Raw genomic sequence first — 19,779 nt, forward strand, 5'->3', positions numbered from 1 at the left:
CAACGTCTCCTCCGTCGCCGCGCGCTTGGGCGCACCTAACGAGTACGTCGACTACGCGGCCAGCAAGGGGGCGGTCGATACACTCACCACCGGGCTGGCCAAGGAAGTGGCGGCGGAGGGCATCCGGGTGAACTGTGTGCGCCCCGGGTTCATTTACACGGATATGCACGCGGACGGCGGTGAGCCGGGGCGAGTCGATCGTGTGAAGACCGACCTTCCCCTTGGTCGCGGAGGGCACCCCCATGAGGTGGCGGCGGCGATCGCCTGGCTGCTATCGGAGGATGCGGCTTACACCACTGGCGCGTTTATCGAGGTGGCCGGGGGGCGCTAGGCGCAGGTGGAGAAATGGTGGGCCCGGTAGGACTTGAACCTACGACCAAAGGATTCGCTGTACCCCGCCGTTTCCCGCGGGCGCGGACTATCTCTTCACCCTCGCCACTGCGCGCAGCGCGTTAGGGTGCGGGACGCTCGATGCCTGTTATCAAGAGCACTCGGTGGGCGACGACGCGCACCAGCTCTCAGGTAGTCTCTGCACCTTCCGGCGGTGTACCGCCGGCTTGGCTCAGGATTGCCGCCGGTCGGGCGCGCTGCCCCCGCTGCGGGTTCCCTGAATTCATCCCGTCCACTCCGGGGGTTTCCCCCCGAAGGCACCAGCGGCGCTGCGCCTGAAGCGGCCAGCGCGCCGATGAGTCCCCTGCTCTAACCAACTGAGCTACAGGCCCAACCGGGGCGGAGTATAGCCCCCGGTGGCCGAGGCGACGAGTGGTCAGCGGGCCCAGAGCACGGCTTCTAGGGGTCGGGATCCGGATGAGCGAGGTAACTGCCTCGCGAGGTGGAGCGGGCCGCGGCAGCTACCCGCCATCAGACACGATGTCGAGAGGTGCTGCATGTCCAAGACCTAACAAGGTGCCCCAATTATTTGCCAATACCAGTCCATTTCTAAATGCAAATCATTTACACTAGCGCCTCGATTGCCACTTAGTGGCGCCTGGCAGCGATGCCCACCTCCGATGCAAGGAAACTCTCAATGCGGCACGCCGCCCCCCATCCCTCGATCGCGCTGACCCTGAGCTTGTGCGCGGCGGCCAGCAGCGCACAGACCACAGACTTGGAGGAGGTGATCGTTACCGGCACGAAGTCGGATAAGACACTGCAGGAGACGGCGATCTCCGTCGAACTCTACGACGAGTCGCGGATCGATCGGAACGTCGCCTTCAGCCTCGAAGACCTCTACGCTCGCACCCCCAACGTATCCTCTTTCGCAGGGGGCAGTTCCGGCGACATCTCGATTCGTGGTGTCGGTCGAAACGGCGTGGGCGGTGCCGGCACGGGCGTGACGTCCAACATCTATGTCGATGGCTCTCCCCTTAGCTTCGTCGGAACAGCGGGAATCAACAGCCTGTGGGATGTCGCGTCGGTCGAGATCTTGCGCGGCCCCCAATCCACCCTCCAAGGGCGCAACTCCTTGTCCGGCGCGGTGGTGGTTAACACCAAGGACCCCACCTACGACTGGGAGTACGCCGCGCGACTGCGCTACGGCAACCTCAACGAGCGCCAGTTTTCAGGAGCCGTATCGGGACCGTTGATCGACAATCAGCTCGCATTTCGCCTGACCGCCGATTTCCAGGGCATCGACGGCGAGCCAGACAACGCGTTCACCGGTGATCCAGCGCAATTCCGCGAGGGCCTTAGCCTGCGCGGCAAGCTGCTCATCGAACCGAACGCCGTTTCGGGCCTACGTGTCGAGTTGATCACGGACTATATCGAGACGGACAACGGAGACTTCGCCAACTTCGGCATCCCCTTCCCCGCCGATGACCCGCAATTCCTCGAGTTCGATTTTGCCGAGGAAGACAGCTTCACCGCGCCCGATGAGTCAACACGTGAGGCCCTTCGTTTCGTCGGCGACATCCGCTACGAGATCAACCAGAACCTGGACATCGTCGCGATCACCACCTACGAGGACTCTACGAGTGAAGGGGTCTTCGGCGACCCGCAGGCACCTGGTCAGTTTCCGAACGGACAAGATAGCTCGAACGTGCAATCGAACGAGATCTTCTCCCAGGAGCTACGACTGAATTTCAGCGCCGGCAAGTTCTCTGGCTGGGTAGGTGCCTACTATTACGACGACACGCTCGAGTCCGAAACCCTCTCGAGCCTGTTGGTCGCTAGCGCGGCGTTTCCAGCGCCCGTAGACCCGCCTGACTCCATCGCCATTCTCACCCTGACCAACAACTCTGCAACGACCAACTACGCGGCCTTCGCCCAGCTCGCGTACGACATGAACGAACGCTGGTCTTTCGAGGTCGGCGCTCGGTACGACGATGAGGACTTCGAGACGACGGGGTTCCTGGTGCGTGGTAGCGCCGAGCCGGAGACCTGCACCGTTTTCATTCCCGATCCGATTCCGTGCGTCGCACTGCTGCCACCGCCGAACCTCGACCCCCTCCAGGAAGCGAGCTTCAGCGCTTTCCTACCTCGCGTTGGGGTGACCTACAACTTCGACGATGCTCGCTCGTTGTCCTTCGGCGTCCAGCGCGGCTACCGCGCAGGCGGCGCCTTCCTGCGGGTGGTACCCGACGGCGGCGCTGAGCTGGGCAGCTTCGATGCCGAATTCCTCACCAACTACGAGCTCGCCCTGCGTGCCGAGTGGTTCGGTCGTCGCCTGACCACGAACGTCAACCTCTTCTACGCCGACTGGGATGATCAGCAGCTCTCGATCCCAGGCCCGTCCAACACTCCCCTGGACACGCTCACGGTGAACGCCGGCACCTCTGAATTCTACGGCTTCGAGGTGGCTGCCTTCGGCACGATCACCGATCGCATCGATGGCTTCGTCACCGTGGGATACCTGAACACCGAGTTCACGGACTTCCCCTTCGCCGTGTCGCCTCCCGCAGCGGCCGGGAACCCCTTCGAGAATCTTGCAGGTAACGAGTTCCCCCTCGCCCCCGACTGGCAGATCTCCGCGGGACTGAGCGCAGACATCACCTCGCGCGTGTTCACCGACCTCAACGTGAACTACACAGCGGGGCAGTTCTCCGACCTGACCAATCTGCCGCTCAACGAGGTGGAGAGCAATGTGTTAATGAATGCTCGTCTGGGCTACCGCGCTGACCGACTCGAGGTCTTTGGCTACGTGGACAATCTGCTCGATCAGCGACGCATCACGAGCAACAACAACGCCAGTGTCGATACAGGCACCGGCAACGAGCAGGTGTTTTTTGCTGGCACGTCAGTTGTGAACGTCAACCAGCCCCGTCGCTTCGGCATCGCAGCCAACTTCCGCTTCTGACTTAAAAACGGCTACCGCATGCAAAGACATTCACACGCCATCAGCATAAAACGTGCTCCACCGGCATAGAGGTGTTACGCGGGGATTGATAGCGGACTCGCACGCCTGCCGATCAACCGTGTTCTGCACCACCGCAAACCCGCTGACCTGCCGCGCTACAGGCCGACACGGATCCCCAGTACAGCGGTTCGAGCCTTGTTGGGCCGAGCCCCATATGGGGTGCGCGCCACGATCACGGCGTCGTCGGTGAGGTTCTCCACGGTCGCAGTGAGGGTGATGCGATCCGTTGCCACCCAGAACGCCGAGGCATCGAAGATGCTGCTCGCTTGCGTTGCCTCAAAAGGGCCGCAACTCGCGCGCACGCAGGCTTCTCCAGTGAAGTTGTAGGACGCGTAGAGGCCCCAGTCGGCACCCTCCAGGCCCACGCGCAGCAAGCCCTGATGCTCAGAGATGTAGGGCAAGGGATCGCCGGCGGTGACTTCGCCGAAGAAGTCCGTATCGGCGATGTCACTGTCAAACTGGCCGTCGATGTACGTGTAGGTGAGCGATAGGGGAATGCGCAAGCGCCGATTGAGTTCGAAGGAATGGGAGGCAGTCAGCTCCACCCCGGCGACGGTGGCGGCATCTCCGTTGAAGGCGTCTCCCACCTCGCAGTCGAGGCCCGACGAGGCCGTACAGGTGCCCACGAGGTTGTCGTAGTCGGTGAGGAACAGGCCGATATCCGCAACGGTACGGCCGGCGGCGAAGCGGGCGCCTAGCTCGAAATTCGTGCTTTCCTCTGGATCGACACCCGCCGCGTTGCCCGGTGCAGAGAAGCCACGGTGCACGCCGCCGTAGCCCACCCAACGCTGACCGATATCCACCGTGGCGCCGATCCCGGGTATGAACACATCCGTGTTGTTCCCACGGATCTCGCGAACGTTGCTGACCTCCCGCGAGGAAGGATCATCAGTGAACCCCGAGCGAGTTTCGTACTCCACGCGCTCCTGCTCGATCCGCTCGTAGCGCAGACCGGGCGACAGCGTCACGGCGCCAAAGGTGATTTCATCGCGCACGTAGAGGGCCCAAGCATCCGCATCCTGCTCGCGGTTGCCTGCGTTACCGAGCAGCCCGAGGTCGTCCAGTATCAGCTCGCCGTCGAGCTGCGTGTAGGTGCTGTTTCGCTGCAGACGCTCCTCGTGATCCGTATGCCGACGCATGGATGCGGTGAGGCGATGTTGCGTAGACCCGAGGTCAAGGTCCCAGCGCGCGTCCACCTGAAGGCCGTAGGCGTAGTACTCGCGCGCGTTGGAGCGGACCTGGATGGCACCATCATCCGTATCCCCACCACCTAGGATATCCGCAAGGTCCTGTGCACTCGCGGGCCCCAGCCCTAAGCCTTGATTGACTGCCTGAACCACCTGGAACCAACTCACGCCGTTGAAGGTCTGGGCATCCGGGCTGCCCGTGATGTCGAGCTCCTCGGTCTTGAACCAGTCGCGCGCGAAGTCGTTGTAGTAGGCGGTGGTGGTGAGTGAGAAGCCGCCGTCCGTGTCCAGGCGGTGGCGCAGCATCACCTGCGTATGGTCCGTATCTATGTTGTCAAACGCGGAGGCGGTGTAGCGGCGCAGGGGGTTGGCGTCGAAATCGGCGTCCGTGAGACCGAGATAGCTCTGGTCCGAGGACTCCTCGGCGTACTGTAACTTGAGGTCGAGCTGCTGACGGACGGCCGAACCCTCGTCGTTGCGCAGGCGCAGCTTCACCATGTAGTCCTGCTTCTCCAACCCCGTATCGCCGCCCGTGTCCAGCTCTTGGAAGCCGTCGCTGCGCCACTGATGCGTTTCCACCAGCCAGCCGAAGCGACCCGCATCTTCGCCGTAGTAGGCGTGCAAACGCCCGGTGGCATCATCACCGCCCTGGAGGTTTAGAAGCCCCGAGCGCGACTCCGGGATGGGCGTCGACAACAGATTGATGGCGCCACCTACCGTGTAGGGCCCCTGCGTGATGGCCGCGGGCCCCTTCAGCACTTCGACGCCCGCGAGGCGTCCGGCGGTGGGGAAGTAGTAGGCAGCGGGGGCGGAGTAGGGTGCCGGCGCGATCAGTACACCGTCCTCGAGCAGAGTGATACGCGCGCTTCGTTCAGATGCGGTGCCGCGGATGCTGAGGTTCGGGCGCAAACCAAAGCCGTCTTCCACCTGCACCGACACGCCCGGCACCTGGCGCAGAATGCGCTGGATATCCGATTGGTTGAACGCGAGGATGTCCTGGGTGTTGATCACCGTGGCGCCGCCCGGCACGTGGGTGGCGCCACCTCGGTAGCCGATGATGGTCATCTCCTCGAGCACGGGCGCCTCGATATCCGTACCGACATCCTGGGCGTGCGCGCCGCTAGCGATAAGCGCCAGCAATGGTGCCGCCGCGGCAAGGTATTTCTTATTCAAAACGCTTCCTAGAGAGATGGGCGAATCAGACCAACGCCACGTGGTTGTCCCAGCTCAAACCAGCCACTCGCACGGTATGCTGCGGGAGCAGTTCCAGCGCGCGCGTATCCACGCGATAGATTGTGCCGCGACCCGAAGTCACAACGAACTGTTCGGCCGCCTCGTCTACACACACCCCGGCCGCATCCGGTAGACGGATGCTGCCTCGGTACTCGCCGCGAGCGGCATCCCAGAAGGTCACCCGACTGCCCCTCGGGCAGGTGGCCACGGCATGGCCCGTGGCTCGATCGACGCAGACGTCGGCGGTGTACTGGGCGAGTTGGCGCAAGGGAGCGATGGGCATGTCCACCTGGGACAGCAGCGGCTGGTCGGCGGACACTGCGACGAGGGGGACATCGCGACCGTCCTCGCCCTGGTACTGCATCGCCACCACTACACGATCGTCCGCCAACACATCGATATGGCGCACGCTATTGAATTGCTCGAGGGGACGGACCTCTTCCAGCAGGCGACCATCGAGCGTATCGACGAACGTCAGGCTGGGGCGCATCTGCGCCACACCGAGGCTCGTCCGCCCGTAGTCGGGGTGCATCCCGTAACCGCCATTGGCCACCGCCAGGGTGCGCTGATCCGCCAACCAGCGCATCTCGTGGGGCCCAATCCCGTGACTGTCGAACTCACTGATCGCTGCTAGGGTCGTGGCATCACGAACGGTGATCACGCCCCGCTGCTGCTCGAAGTCGTTCTCGCTGGTGAGGAGGAAGCCACCGTCCGCCGTGTGTATGCCATGGCCGAAGAAGTGACGTCCCGGCGCGGCCGTGGCCTTGCCCACGACGGCGCCGTCATCGAGGCGCAGGCGCACCAACTCACGTCCCGGCCGGCGGGCCACCACCACTACCGACTGCCGATCAGGAGCGATAGCCATCTCGTGGGCACGGAAGTCGATTGGCGTGGAGAAATGCAACTGCCCGAGCGAGTCGAACGCGGCAACGTGGTGCTTGCCGGCAGGGTCCGTGGCGCCGCTCACGAAACGACGCCCAGGCCCCTGCTTGGCCGCGGGGCTGCACCCGGCGGCCGCAAGAGCGACGGCGGCACCTGCGCCAAGCAACAGCGTGCGGCGAGTCGGCATGGGGTTTTAGTCCCCGTCCTGGTTGTTGAAACCGAGATTCACGTCCGATGCGATGGCCGCATCGATGAACGAATCCGCTAAGTCCTGCATCGCGGAGCGAACCGTATCGATATCGCCGGTCGCTTCACCGAGGATCAGCGCCTCGAGCGACGCATCGATAGAGGCGAGTGCCGTCTCCACCTGCTCGAGCTGAGTGTCGAGCTGCTGCTGGATCGCATCCGCGTCGTGGGCACGATTGAGGTAAGCGCGCAAGGCGTAGTCAGTCTCCTCCCCGTTGAGATCCATCCATTGGCGAAGGGCCGCTGCGTTGGCGTCGAGGTTCTCCTTGGAGTGCTCAGAGCGGAAGGACTCGGTGGCACTTACTCCCACGGCGAGGGGGCGCGTGATCTTCTCGTCGGCAACGAACTCGGTCTGCAGCGCCATCGCCTCGAGAATCTCGGTCAACACTTCCGTACGATCCGCAAAACTGCCGCTGGCACTCGTGAAATCAGCGAGCAGCTGCCCCGATAACCCCCAAGCGTTGGCGAGCTCATCGGCGATCGTCGCGAGGTTCTGGGCGACAGCCACCAGCAACTCGCAGCGTCGTGCACCGACGGTCGGGTCGTCGAAACCCACCACCTCGAACATGAGGTACTCGAGCGCGGGCAACCCCTGGGCGCCCACGGGGCTGCCGGCCACCAGGGTCTCGTCGATGGCCTGCGTGCCATCCAAAATCTGACCGACATTGTTGATCACAGCATCGTTGTTGTCCGGGAAGAACTGAATGCGCTGACGGCGACTGCTCTCCTCAACGGGACCGAAGCGGACGATCTCCATGGCCTGCCAACTGAGCATGGCCGCCCGCCAGGCATCGCGCAGGGCGTCGAGATCGCCGGCGGCAGGGTCCGCACAGAACGAAGCGGCCGCCTCCTCCATTGCATCCATGCCGCCCTTCATGACGCCGTACCCCGGTTCGATGACATCGAGCCCGATGGCCATAAACAGGCGATCCTGCTCTTCCTCCAGCGTGCCGACCGGACCGAGGGGGTCATCGTCGGCAGGCGGCATACCGCCCCCTCCTCCACCGCCAGCGTTTCCACCACCACCACCATCGTCGGCGCCACCGCCCCCTCCTCCACCGCCACCACCACCACCACAGGCAGCGAGCAGCAACGAGACGAGCAGGCAGGCGAGCATCGATGTAGGTCTCGCGGTATTCATGGAAGTCTCCAATCCGGTTAAAGGGCCTTGATGAACGCTACGAGGGCGTCGCGCTCATACCGATTTAGTGAAAGAAACGCTTGGGCAGCCTGTTCGCCCTCACCACCGTGCCAGGCGATGGCCTCCGGCACGGTGCGTGCGCGGCCGTCGTGGAGCAGCCCCGCATCCGGATTAGCCGCGAGGTTCGCGCCGAGGCCCCAGAGGGCGGGCGTGCGCCATTCGGCACCCGCAGCACCCTCTTCCGGCAGGTCGCTCGCCAGACCGGGGCCCATGTCGTGCAGGAGCAGATCCGTGTAGGGCCAGATCGTCTCCAAGGCGCGAAGGCCAGACCAGTGGGTGGCAGTAGCAACCAGGTGCGAGGGCGTGTGGCAGCCATCGCAGCCAAGGCGGGCAAACACCCCCTCTCCTCGCACCACATCGGCAGCCGGCGGCGGCGGGGCAGGCGGCGCAAGGTGCGAGACGAAGTGCACCACGCGGTCGAACAAACCCGCCGTAATCTCGACGCCCTCATGCGGATCGTCGCCGGCCGAAGGGCCCTCGCAGGGAAGCTGCCCCATCGCAGCGCAGGGCTCCGATGCGAACAGCGCAGACGTGATGCCCATGTCTTCGGCAAAGGCCGTGGCGGTCTGTTGGGCGACACTGGCGTGTGTCGACTTCCAACCGAAGCGCCCCACCTGTGGTGCGTCGCCAGGTGCAGCGGAGAGCCAGCGGATACGACCGGAAATCCCGTCCCCATTGGCGTCGTTGGGATCTGCAAGCTCGCGCAGGCGAGCGGTCGGGATGGCCTCCAGCAAGCCTAAACCGAAGAGGGGTGGCGCGATCCGCGGCGAATACGCATCGCCCCCGGTGGGCAGAGAACGGTCGGTCGGCGGCGCCAGGCGGTATTGCGGTGCGGCCAGAGCAAGTTCGGAACCATCGCGCAGCACGTACTTGCGTGGCTCGTAATTGATTCGCAACTGCGCCTCACCGGCCATCTCCGGGCGCGCACTGTTCGCCGTGCCCCGCGTCTGCAACTGATGACCGTAGTACGGATGCGGGTTGCCGGTAGCATCCCCGACGGCACCGACCTTGAGGATGACGGCGGGCGTCGCCGCATCGGCACGTGGGGAATCCCCCCGCCCTCCCACCACATGGCAAGCGATACAGGAATGCGCATTGAACAGGGGGCCGAGTCCATCGCGCGCCGTGGTGGACGATGGAGCGCTCACCCAGGGATCGCGAAAGAACGCGAAGCCAACCCAAAAGTCCAGCTTGGCCCGGGACTCGAGGATGGCGGCCGGCACCACCAGGTCTTTGCCCGCCTTAGTGGGTGCGGTCCAGCTAGCACCTGCCCTAGGTAGCGCGGAAGGCGAGCGCTCACAGCCACCGATCATAGTTGCGGCAATCGCCAGGGCACCCGCGACCGAAAGCAGCGATAGGCCTGCCACCCTCTCTCCGATCGGCGTGCGCACTACAAGGACTCGAGAAAGGCCAGTAGGTCCGCACGTTCATCGGCGGCGAGGGCGCGAAACGCCGATTGGGCCTGCCCTGCTTCGCCGCCGTGCCACAAGACGGCCTCTTCGATGCTGCGAGCGCGGCCGTCATGCAGGTAAGAGGCATCGGGATTGACCGTCTGCACCAGGCCCAAGCCCCAAAGCGGTGCTGTGCGCCACTCGACGCCGCTCCCCAGCAGATCTGGGCGACCATCGGCCAGCCCCTCGCAGCGCTGCACCCAATGGCAATCATCGCCGGGCGCGCAGGCGCCACCCGCACCGTCCTCTCGCACGATCGGCTCACAGGAGCCGCCCATGTCGTGCAACAGCAGGTCGGTGTAGGGGTAGATCGTCTGGCCTGACAGCACTGCGATCGGCGGGGCGTCCGGCACCAGTGTGTTTAGCTCGATCTCGCCGAGCACACTGCCTGGTGCCGTGCCCGTGACAAAACTCTGCTGATGGCAGGCGCCGCAGCCGGCTTCGAAGAAACGCTCTCGGCCACGTACGATCTGATCGTCCCAAGTCTCGCTCGCCTCATCGAAACCACGACGCGGCGGCACGGCCAGCAGGCGCGAATAGAACTCGACTAGGGCGAGCTCGATAAGAGGAATATCAACATCGCCCTCGTGCCTATCGGGCTCCAACAGGGCGGCGTTGATGCAGCTGGCCTGGTTTGGCGCGCACGGCTCTTCGGTGGCAAAGGCACTGGTGACGCCGATATCGCCACGGTAGGCGCCGACCAGCTGCTGTAGCACCGAGGCTGCAGTGGCTTTGTAACCGTAGCGTCCGAGAGCCTGCTCGCCCGTGGTTTGGTCGAAGGCACGGTTCATGCGCCCGCTAATACCATCCTGATCGGTATCTTGCGGGTCGGCTAGGGCCGCAACGTCAGCCTCTTCAATGGCCCCGAGCAAGCCCAGACCTATCATCTGCTGGGCTACACGGGGCGAGAAGAGGATACCGTCGACGAAATCACCGTAGCTCAGGTCACGAACGAAATATATCGGCTTACGTAGTTGATAGGATGCGCCATCGTCGTACTGGCCCTCGACAGTCTCGTACTCGATGAACGCGAAAGCCTCGCCGATGGCCTCCGTAGCACCGCCACCGAAGCGCGCCAAGCCCACACTCGGGTCTGCGCCCTCGAAGGACGCAGCGCCGAAGATCTGCAGCTGGGTACCGTAAGTGGGGTCGGCGACAGCGAGATCGCTCGCGTCGTTGCCCAGGCTGAGGCGCAAGAACATGGACGTGAACGGTGACGAGGCATCGGGCGGCACGCGCCCTCGCCCGTCCCGCACGTGGCATCCCTGACACGTCGGTGCGTTCAGAATCGGTCCCTGACCCTCGTGGTCATTGCGGAAGATCGCGTTGCCTGCCTTGAAGTTGGCATCGGCCGAGAAGTCAGTCTCGATGGCGCGCGGCGCATTGCTGAACGCGCGCTCATTGATCAACGTCCCGGTGGCGTCGCCACCAGAAAAGCGTTCACCCGCCACTAACGGCGGGATGAGTTCAGGAGGATCCTCCGATGGAGGATCCGGATCGGGCGGCGGGGCTGTGTCTGGCGGCGGATTGGTCCCCACACCGCCGCCGATTGCGCCACCGCCTCCCCCACCACCACAGGCGGTCAGGAAGACAGCGGCTACGCACATCAGCACCCACGGACTAGCTCTCAACACGCGTCTGGACTCCCGCGCAGGAAAGAGACACAACTGTCAGGGCGTTATCAGATGTCCTGATCCGTATCCTGGCGCAGGTCGCCAGTGGTCAGGCCGAGCGCGACGATCACCGCTTCGATGTCATCGGTCTGCGCCGATAGCGCATCGATGGCGCCATTGACGTTGGGCTCGGCGATGCCAAGCTGGATCTGCGTGTCGAAGGGCATACCGCCTTTGGCCATCTGATCGATCACGCCGACGCGGATCATGGTGTCTTCCAGCGCACCTCGTAAGCTGTTGCCGAGTTCCGCCATCCCCTCTGAGGCGAGCAGGTCGTCAATGCCGGCGCCCGAGACGATCTCACCGTCAATGCCGGTGTACTCGCCGTGGAATGAGTTCTCGATGCCTTTGGCGTTGAGGAAGATGTCGCGATGGGTGTTATCTGAGAAGCAGGAGTGCTCGTCTTCCTGACTGTTGGTGAGCAGGGCGATAGCCATGCGCTCGCCGGCGAGTTCGCCGAAGCCGAGGCGGCCCATGCCCTCCAGGATCAGGGCGAGGGACTGATCACCGCCGGCCACGAAGGCGGCGTAGTGGTTGTCAGTACCATTCGGGTTCCAGGCTTCGACCACCGCGTTCAAGTCTTCGATCAGCAGGTCGGCGGCCACCAGCAGATATTGACCTCGACGCACGCAGATGTCGTCCGGCTGGGCGTTGCCCGTGCCGCTCGTACAGGCACCACCCGTAAAGTAGTCGCTCACCGGGCGCTGGCCGCCGCTCGCATCGCGGGGAGGTGTGGCGCTGCCGTCCGCGTTCAGGTCTTGCCCCCACAGGAGGAACTCGATCGCGTGGTAGCCGCTCGTCACATTGCGCTCATCGCCACCCAGCTCGAAGTTGTCGCGCACGGCAGATTCATCGATGGTGATGGATAAGTCAGCGATGATGTTGGGCGTTACCGCATCGGTAGAGCCATCGATTTCGGGGCCCTCGTCGCCATCGATCTGGTTAGCCACGTAGTCGATCAGTGCCTCGCCCAAGGGCCAAGCGTTAATGCTGCCTTCGGGGCCATCGCCTTCCATACCGATATTGCCGTCCGGAAGGAGAGCGTCGATCGGCCCACCGCGAAAACGGTACACCTCGGTCTGGCCATAGGGCTCGCGTGATGCCAGCCATGCCTCCTTGGCGGTCGCGAAGGTCTCCTCGGTCGGGTTATCGACCAGCGCTTGCAGCGCGTCGCGCAGGTCCAGCGCCAGTAGGTAGGAGTCGCCATAGGCCTTGAAGGCGATGTTGGCGTTGGTCTTGACCACATCGTCGCGGGTCACGAACGTCGCGACGCCGTCGTCCCCTGCAGGTCCCGCAGGCCCCTGAGCGCCGGCGGGCCCAGCGACCCCATCGTCGCCTTCGCAGGCAACCAGAAAGAACGCAAATGGCACGGCGAGCGCCAAACGCGTGAGTGGCGAACAGGTTTGCATGATGATCCCCGAGTAGAAGCGTTGTTGTAGATACGAATACGTCGTATTAGCGAGATAGTTTGCATTACGGCATGCGCGATAGCAACAGATTGCCGCCTTCGATGCATTTCCGTATCGCGCAATAACCTTCGGAAGGTGAAGGATAGTTCGGCCAACAGACATCAAGTAGGCCGGAGCAGCAGGCTGTTTAACCCGGTGACCCAGACACGTCCACTGCGCGTTTGATCAGTAGCGGTGTGCAGCCCTCAGGGCAATCGAACATCGCGCGATTGCGATACTACCTAGAGCCGCTGCCACTCGGTGGGAGCGACACCGAACCCCCTACGGAAGGCGGCTGCGAACTTCGACGGGTTGGAGTAGCCAGTCTCAAGGGCGATGTCGAGCACGTTTCCTCGTCCCTCACGCAGCAAGGTCGCCGCTCGACGCATGCGAACCTGATTGACGTATTGTGAGGGCGTTACGCCGAACGATAGGCTGAAGGCACGGGTGAAATGGGCGCGGCTGAGATCACAGAGCCTCGCTAACTGTTGGATGGTGGGGGGTAGGACACCCACATCATTGATGTACTCACGCACCCGCTCAGCATGTAGAGCAGAGAGAGGACGCTCACGGACTTTGCGTGCTGGAGGCATCGTGCAGTGTCGCATCAGCGCGCTCGCCAGCCCGAGAAGCTGCTCCTCTCGGTGCAGAGCTGGCGACACCGCATCCGTGACGACCTCTGAGCATCGAATGAACTGGTGCCGCATAGGGCCTGAATCCAGCACGCTAGACGCAAGCGCTTCCACGTCCACGGGCACACCGCCGTTGGCATCGTTCATGAGTTCCAACATCAGCCGCTGCTCCACGCCCAGTTGCAACGTGGTGGCTTCTGGCCAATGCCCATCGGCACGGCTTCCCCCAAGGCGTAGGGCCATATTGCCCGGGGCCATTCGACGATCGAAGTCGATGCCGTCGTAGGCGAAGCGAAAGCGCCCACCACCGTTTAGAAGCATCACGAGATGAATCCCATCAGGGCCTGGCGAATCGCCGGCGTACCGCTGCAAGCGTGACTTGTAGACGAGCGCTTTGCGGTCCTCAGCAAGGCTGAAGGACTCGATTCGTGTGCCGAGCGCCTGCACCTCGGCCAAGGTCTCCGCCTGCGCGGCGGTCAATGAAGGCAGCTCTGGATTTCGCACAAATGGAGCAGACGGAGTTGCTAGGGGACGTTATCAATAACGAATCTCATTCGTAATTGTAGCGGCGAAACAATGGATTTGACCAGCACTTTCCGGTCGAGCGCCATGGCCGGCTTTGCCACATGGACCCTGACCGCTCTCCTCATCACCGGCGCATCACCGGCCTGGCCGCAAGACGCCTCCTCCGGATCGAGCGCGAGCGAGGCTACGGTCGATGAAATCGTGTTGGTGATCGGCAGCAAGCTGAACGAGACACGCTCGCAGGTAGCGCAGAGCGTTGCCTACCTCGACGAACAGCGCCTACGCGACGACTACATCCTGAACGTCGAGGATATCTTCGACCGGACCGCCAACGCCTTCACGGGAGCCACCTTGTTCGGCGCCTACAGCATTCGCGGCGTCAAGAGCACTAACGTGACGGATGGCTTCAGCAGAGCGAATGCCCTCTCGACTGTGCTCATCAACGGCACTGCCCTCGGCATCTCCGCCACGGACTACGTGAAGCCATCCCTCTTCGACGCGCGTGTGGTGGAAGTCCTGCGCGGTCCCCAGTCCGTGGCCCAGGGACCGAACGCGCTGATCGGCTCCATCGTGATCGACTACAACGACCCCACCTTCGATGGCTACGAAGGCAACGCCTTAGGCGAGTTCGGTGAGCTCAGCACGCTACGACTCGCCACCATGCAAAACCTTGAACTGATCTCCGACGTGCTCGCCACCCGCCTCACGCTGGAAACGCGCCAAAGCGACGGCGCCGTCACCAACCCCACCACCGGTCAAGACGACGTGCAGCGTACGGATGAGGAAACGGTCCGGGCGCAGTTTCGCCTGCAGCCGCTCAAAGACGAGCGACTCCTAATAGATCTCACCTACCTGCGCAACCGGTCAGACTCCAATCCCTTCGCTAACAGTGAAGCCAACGAGGCGATCGGACAGGACTTGTTCGATCGCATCCAGACGGTGGACGAGCCAGACAGCTACCCCTCGTCCTTCGACTTCCTCTCGTTGGAAGCACAGTGGGAGATCAACGATCGCTGGACCCTGAAGAGCGTCACCGGGTACGGCGACTTCACCTCCACCCAGCGCCTGGATGGAGATGCCAGCGCCGCGCCTCTGTTCGTCATCGACTTTGAGGTCAGCGAGGAGATCCTGAGCCAGGAGATTCGCTTCCAGTACACCACAACGCGCTTGCAACTCCTGACTGGACTCTACTACTCCGATGCTCGCTTCGAGAACGGTTTCGACTTCCAGGGACTTCTCCCGGGCGAGGACGGCAACTTCATTCCCTTCAGCCAATTTCAGACGACGCAAGAGGAGGTGCAGCAACTCGCTGCCTTCGCCAAAGCCAGCGTCACCATCACGCCACGTCTCAATGCGACACTCGGCTTGCGCTTGAACAGGGAGGAGCGCGCCCAGCTTCTGCTGACTGACCAAGTGGGCACTCCCGTGAGCTTCGAAGGTGAAGCGGACTTTGCGCAGACACTACCTAGTGCTTCGCTACGGTACGAGATAAGCGGCAAGAGCTCTATCGGCGCTCTCTACAGCCGCGGCTATCAGGGCGGCGGCTTCGCAGTGGGGCTCATCCTTGATGAGATCAGGCCCTACGATGAGGAGTTCATTGACAACTACGAGCTCTTCTTCCGTCATCGCACACTCGACGATCGGGTGACGCTGAGCGCTAACGTCTTCTACTTCGACTGGCGTGACCAGCAAGTCCCCTTCACACCCGAGGGAGGGTTCCCGGGCCTGGATGAGTTCATCGCCAATGCTGGCTCGTCGTCGGTGTTCGGTCTCGAGCTTGATGTGCAGGCACAGGTAACCGATTCGCTTTCGGTCTTCCTGGCCGTAGGCGTTAGCGACACGGAGTTCGAGGAGTTCACGGTAGATGGTCAAGACCTGACGGGGCAGCCTTTCCCCGGCGCTCCAGACTTCAACGTAGCACTCGGCTTGACCTATCAGTCGCCTACAGGTTGGTTCGCTGCGACGACATACACGCACGTGGACAACGCTTACACAGAACTCGCTTCACCGGACTTCACCGCCATCCGCGCGCGGGATCTGTTGGGTGGTCGCATCGGTTACCGAGGTGACCACTGGTCCGTCTTCGCCTTCGGCGAGAATCTTCTCGACGACGACTACGAGCTGGCCGTATTCGATCGCCGCGTGATCGGTGTGCCAGACCCGATCGGTCGCGCAGCGGACCCACGTGTCGTCGGCGCCGGCTTCAGCCTCAACTGGTAGAACTCACTCATGCATACCCCCAACCGTTCACTAGCCCGTTGGTACTGGGTGCACAAGTGGTCAAGCCTCGTGTGTACGCTCTTCGTACTAATCGCTTGTATAACCGGTCTCCCGCTCGTATTCGCCGAGGAGCTCGAGTCGCTCAGCCATGCACACGGCGGCGATACGGATCAACAGAACTGGCTTGATTTCGACGCTCTGCTGCAACGAGCGCAGGCCGCAAGACCCGAAGCCGTACCCCAGTTTGTCTATCGCGAACCCACGGCGATCGGGATCACGGTAGTGGGATTCGGGGCTAGCGCAGACGCGCCACTCGCCATCAGCGAGCAGGTGCAGCTGGACAATACGACAGGAGAGATCGTCGCCGCGGGTGGTGAGTACGACGGCGTGCTGGGATTCCTGGCGCAACTGCACATCGAGCTGTTCGCTGGACAGCTCGGAACGTTGTTCCTCGGCCTGATGAGCGTGCTACTGCTCGTCGCCTTGGTGAGTGGCGGCGTTATCTACGCGCCCTTCATGGGTAACCGCTCTTATGGCGGCCCCTCATCCCACAGTAGCAGGCGACAACGATGGTCCTGGCTGCACAACGCCCTCGGCATGGTGTTAGCGGTGTGGCTATTCACCGTGGCTCTCACGGGCACGATCAATACGGTGGGGGCACCGATCATCCAGCTCTGGCTCATGACCGGGATGAAGGCAGCCGTGGCGACGGATACGGCAACCGTTGAAGCAAACGCTCAGCTAAGCTCCTTCGAACAAGCTTACAGCCAGGCATCGCAGCGAATGCCTAACTCTGATTTCTATTTCGCTATGTTTCCTGGCACAGAGTTCTCAAGCGATCGCCACTATTTGATCTTCCAGACGGGACGGACGCCGTTGGCCTCCCGCCTGTTCAAGCCAGTTATCGTAAACGGTTACACCGGCGAGTTCGTCGGAGCCCCTGAGTTCCCCTTCTACATCAAACTACTGCTCCTGTCTCAGCCGCTTCACTTCGGCGACTACGGTGGGCTAACCCTAAAGATCGCCTGGGCGCTACTCGATGCCGCCGTCATCGTGCTTCTCTTGAGTGGGGTCGTGTTGTGGCAACGTCGTCGTACACGTCATCGAGAGCGGAGCACAGACTCGTTACCATCGGGGTCACCATCGTGAGTAAACGCAGAATTCGCGCGCTGAAACGTCTGTGGCTGGTCCCGCTCGGAACGGCAGCCGCCAGCACAGTATCGCTTTACGCAGCTTTGGTGAACGAGTCGTGGGTAGATGGTGCGGCTGGATGCACGCTAGCGGTCATTGGCGCTTACGCAAGCGCGCTTGCCTTGCGCGCCACCGCACCGCCACCGACGAGCGGTGGGAAGTAGTGCCGCTGGCGATGTATACGAGTCACTCCTACGAGACATGAGCGATGAGTTTGCAACTTAGCTAAGAGCAGACACCAGGAGGACGAACTCGCCGATGAATCACCTAACCTAGCCAATTGCGCTACGGACCCAACCTGCATCTCGTCGCCCTGGCGGCCGGGGCGACGAGTGACCCACGGGATCAAAGAACAGCTTCAAAGGTTTCGAGGTCCGGATGGGCAAGGTAAGTACCTTTCGGCGCAGACTGCTGGGCATGCGCCTTGCGGAAAGCCTCTGACTCCGTCCAGGCCAGGAATGCTTCCTTCGATTCCCACACGGAGTGCGAGGCGTAGAGCACATGGTCTTCGTGCTGCGGCCCCTTGAGCAGGGAGAAGGTCTTGAATCCCGGTACTTCGGACAGGTAAGAGTCTCGCTCACGCCACACCCGCTCGAAGCCTTCCTCGAAGCCCGGTGCGATCTTGAATCGGTTCATCGCGATAAACATCGTTGTTCAACCCCCATTGGCAGTAGAAATCAGGTAGTCACCAGAAGGCGCTCGTCGGCCTCCAAGCGAGTGACGTGAACGGACACATCGTAGACGCGGCTCAGCAGGGCTGGCTCCAGCACCTGCGCCGGCGTCCCCACGCGCTGCAAGCGGCCCGCCGCCAACAGCGCGATGCGATCCGCAAAGCGGGCCGCAAGATTCAAATCGTGCACCACGGCGACCACGCCGAGGCGATGCTCCCGACAGAGACGAGCGACGGTGCTCATGAGCAGGAGCTCGTGGGCTAGATCCAAGCTGGCGGTAGGTTCATCCAACAGCAGGTAGCGCGGGTCTCGGGCCTCGTCGCCCGTACCAAGACTCGGCCAGACCTGCATGAGCGCCCTGGCGAACTGCACACGCTGCTGCTCACCGCCCGACAGGCTGTTGAACAGGCGGCCCAGCAGGACACTGAGATCGCACTGCTCGATCACCCACGCCTGCGCCCTTGCCAGCGCCTCTTCGCCCAACCAGCGATTCGGCGCCCACCCCATGCGCAGGACCTCATCCACCGTGAAATCGAAGAGTATCCCCGACGCCTGGGTCATGACCGCACGTCGACTCGCTTGGCGGTCGAGGGACATGCCGGCGAGGGCCTCGCCGTCGAGACACACCGTGCCGCTCGCGGGCGCGAGTTCCCCCGCCAGCAGACGCAGGAAGGTGGACTTGCCCGCCCCGTTCGGCCCCAGCAGCGCCACCAACTCTCCCGGCGACACGGCCAGGGAGACCTCCGAGAGCAACGCCCGCTCCCGAACCGTGTAGCTCACACTTTGGGCCTCGAGCAGGCTCATCGCATCCTCACGCGGGCGATCAACCAGAGAAAGAATGGGCCGCCGATGGCACTGGTCACCAACCCCACGGGAAGCTCCGCCGGCACCACGAGGGTGCGCGCGAGAAGGTCCGCCATCACCATCATCAAGGCACCCAGCAACGCCGACGCGGGCAGGACGTACCGATGGGAGGGTCCACCGAGCAAGCGCACTAGGTGCGGCACGACCAACCCCAGAAAGCTGATGATCCCCGAGACAGCAACACCGGCGCCGACCACGGCGGCGCTGGCGAGGATAGCGATACGCGTGAGGTGCCGAGTGTCTACGCCCAGGTGACGGGCACCTTCCTCGCCAAGCTGAAGCAGATCGAAGCGATCGCCGAGGCGTAGCAACACCACCGCGCCCAGGCAGATCACCAGGAGCGACGGGATGATCGTGGGCCAGGTCGCACGACCGAAGCTCCCCATCATCCAGAACACGAGCGTGCGCAGCTGGGTGTCATCGCTCAAGTATTCGAAGGCACCGACGCCCACCACCGCCAGCGCGTTGATGGCGATCCCAACGAGGATCATGGTGACGGTGTTGAAGTTGCCGAAGTAGCGCGAGAACAGGTAGAGGAAGGCGGTGACCAGCACGCCGCCGGTGATCGCCGAGGCGGGAACCGCGTAATGGGCGAACCAAAGCGGCCAGGCGATGGCCTCCCCCAGCACGATCATCGCCACCGCGCCGAGGGCAGCGCCGCTGGATACACCGATCAGTTGGGGGTCCGCTAAGGGATTGCGGAACAGGCCCTGGAGCACGGCGCCGGCGAGCGCCAACGCGGCACCGACGAACGCCGCAAGCAACACGCGGGGGCTGCGAATCTCAACGAATACGGTGCGCTCGAGCAACGCCTTCGCGTCGCCCTCCGCGCCAACCAGGGCACCCCAGGTGATCGGTACGGCGCCGGTTTTCAACGCCAGGACGACGCCGATCAGGAGTCCCGTGAGCAGCAGGCCCAGCACCCGACGCTGGCGCCCGCGGCGGCGACGCTCGTCATCCATCGGGAGCGTCGGTGTCGACTCACCCGCTAGGGCATCGG

General features: G+C 63.1%; 14 protein-coding genes. 4 read left to right on the top strand and 10 right to left on the bottom strand.

Annotation, left to right across the window (positions count from 1 at the left end; translation table 11 throughout):
* Positions 1-331 (top strand): SDR family oxidoreductase (locus AAF184_18590; protein ID MEO0424353.1); only part of this gene is annotated, 331 nt, incomplete at its 5' end.
* Between the two features lie 696 nt (positions 332-1,027).
* Positions 1,028-3,295 (top strand): TonB-dependent receptor, encoded by a 2,268-nt coding sequence (locus tag AAF184_18595; GenBank protein MEO0424354.1) that lies wholly within the window; start codon positions 1,028-1,030, stop codon positions 3,293-3,295.
* 155 nt (positions 3,296-3,450) lie between these two features.
* Here the strand turns inward: AAF184_18595 and AAF184_18600 are convergent, their stop codons facing one another.
* The 7 genes from AAF184_18600 to AAF184_18630 form a co-directional block, all read right to left on the bottom strand.
* Positions 3,451-5,715, bottom strand: a complete 2,265-nt coding sequence (locus AAF184_18600; GenBank protein MEO0424355.1) for a TonB-dependent receptor — start codon at positions 5,713-5,715, stop codon at positions 3,451-3,453.
* A 25-nt stretch (positions 5,716-5,740) separates the two neighbouring features.
* The gene (locus AAF184_18605) at positions 5,741-6,844 is read right to left on the bottom strand and encodes a DUF1513 domain-containing protein (GenBank protein ID MEO0424356.1); all 1,104 of its coding nucleotides are present in this window, start codon (positions 6,842-6,844) and stop codon (positions 5,741-5,743) included.
* 6 nt (positions 6,845-6,850) lie between these two features.
* On the bottom strand, positions 6,851-8,044 hold the full coding sequence (locus AAF184_18610) for an imelysin family protein (protein MEO0424357.1): 1,194 nt from the start codon (positions 8,042-8,044) through the stop codon (positions 6,851-6,853).
* A gap of 17 nt (positions 8,045-8,061) precedes the next feature.
* A complete protein-coding gene (locus AAF184_18615) occupies positions 8,062-9,327 on the bottom strand; it encodes a di-heme oxidoredictase family protein (protein MEO0424358.1) in 1,266 nt (421 codons plus the stop codon).
* A gap of 167 nt (positions 9,328-9,494) precedes the next feature.
* A complete protein-coding gene (locus tag AAF184_18620; GenBank protein MEO0424359.1) occupies positions 9,495-11,189 on the bottom strand; it encodes a di-heme oxidoredictase family protein in 1,695 nt (564 codons plus the stop codon).
* 47 nt (positions 11,190-11,236) lie between these two features.
* Positions 11,237-12,637: an imelysin family protein gene (locus AAF184_18625; GenBank protein ID MEO0424360.1), complete on the bottom strand. Its 1,401-nt coding sequence runs from the start codon at positions 12,635-12,637 to the stop codon at positions 11,237-11,239.
* Positions 12,638-12,918: 281 nt separating this feature from the next.
* Positions 12,919-13,788: an AraC family transcriptional regulator gene (locus AAF184_18630; GenBank protein MEO0424361.1), complete on the bottom strand. Its 870-nt coding sequence runs from the start codon at positions 13,786-13,788 to the stop codon at positions 12,919-12,921.
* A gap of 96 nt (positions 13,789-13,884) precedes the next feature.
* On the opposite strand from AAF184_18630, the gene AAF184_18635 reads away from it, so the two are divergent.
* Positions 13,885-16,053: a TonB-dependent receptor gene (locus tag AAF184_18635; protein MEO0424362.1), complete on the top strand. Its 2,169-nt coding sequence runs from the start codon at positions 13,885-13,887 to the stop codon at positions 16,051-16,053.
* Between the two features lie 9 nt (positions 16,054-16,062).
* Positions 16,063-17,202, top strand: a complete 1,140-nt coding sequence (locus tag AAF184_18640; GenBank protein MEO0424363.1) for a PepSY domain-containing protein — start codon at positions 16,063-16,065, stop codon at positions 17,200-17,202.
* A 387-nt stretch (positions 17,203-17,589) separates the two neighbouring features.
* Here the strand turns inward: AAF184_18640 and AAF184_18645 are convergent, their stop codons facing one another.
* From AAF184_18645 to AAF184_18655, 3 genes are all read right to left on the bottom strand, one after another.
* On the bottom strand, positions 17,590-17,892 hold the full coding sequence (locus AAF184_18645) for an antibiotic biosynthesis monooxygenase (GenBank protein ID MEO0424364.1): 303 nt from the start codon (positions 17,890-17,892) through the stop codon (positions 17,590-17,592).
* Positions 17,893-17,921: 29 nt separating this feature from the next.
* On the bottom strand, positions 17,922-18,719 hold the full coding sequence (locus tag AAF184_18650; protein MEO0424365.1) for a heme ABC transporter ATP-binding protein: 798 nt from the start codon (positions 18,717-18,719) through the stop codon (positions 17,922-17,924).
* The coding region (locus AAF184_18655) for an iron ABC transporter permease (protein ID MEO0424366.1) at positions 18,716-19,779 on the bottom strand (1,064 nt) is incomplete at its 5' end. The genes AAF184_18655 and AAF184_18650, both read right to left, overlap by 4 nt.

It is taken from the genome of Pseudomonadota bacterium (genome assembly GCA_039815145.1).
Classification (GTDB): domain Bacteria; phylum Pseudomonadota; class Gammaproteobacteria; order Steroidobacterales; family JBCBZW01; genus JBCBZW01.

Bases quoted from the DNA above. Each gene is read 5' to 3' on its own strand.
- AAF184_18595 (MEO0424354.1), top strand. From the start codon at position 1,028: ATGCGGCACGCCGCCCCCCATCCCTCGATCGCGCTGACCCTGAGCTTG.
- AAF184_18605 (MEO0424356.1), bottom strand. From the start codon at position 6,844: ATGCCGACTCGCCGCACGCTGTTGCTTGGCGCAGGTGCCGCCGTCGCT.
- AAF184_18610 (MEO0424357.1), bottom strand. From the start codon at position 8,044: ATGAATACCGCGAGACCTACATCGATGCTCGCCTGCCTGCTCGTCTCG.
- AAF184_18625 (MEO0424360.1), bottom strand. From the start codon at position 12,637: ATGCAAACCTGTTCGCCACTCACGCGTTTGGCGCTCGCCGTGCCATTT.
- AAF184_18635 (MEO0424362.1), top strand. From the start codon at position 13,885: ATGGATTTGACCAGCACTTTCCGGTCGAGCGCCATGGCCGGCTTTGCC.
- AAF184_18640 (MEO0424363.1), top strand. From the start codon at position 16,063: ATGCATACCCCCAACCGTTCACTAGCCCGTTGGTACTGGGTGCACAAG.
- AAF184_18645 (MEO0424364.1), bottom strand. From the start codon at position 17,892: ATGTTTATCGCGATGAACCGATTCAAGATCGCACCGGGCTTCGAGGAA.
- AAF184_18650 (MEO0424365.1), bottom strand. From the start codon at position 18,719: ATGAGCCTGCTCGAGGCCCAAAGTGTGAGCTACACGGTTCGGGAGCGG.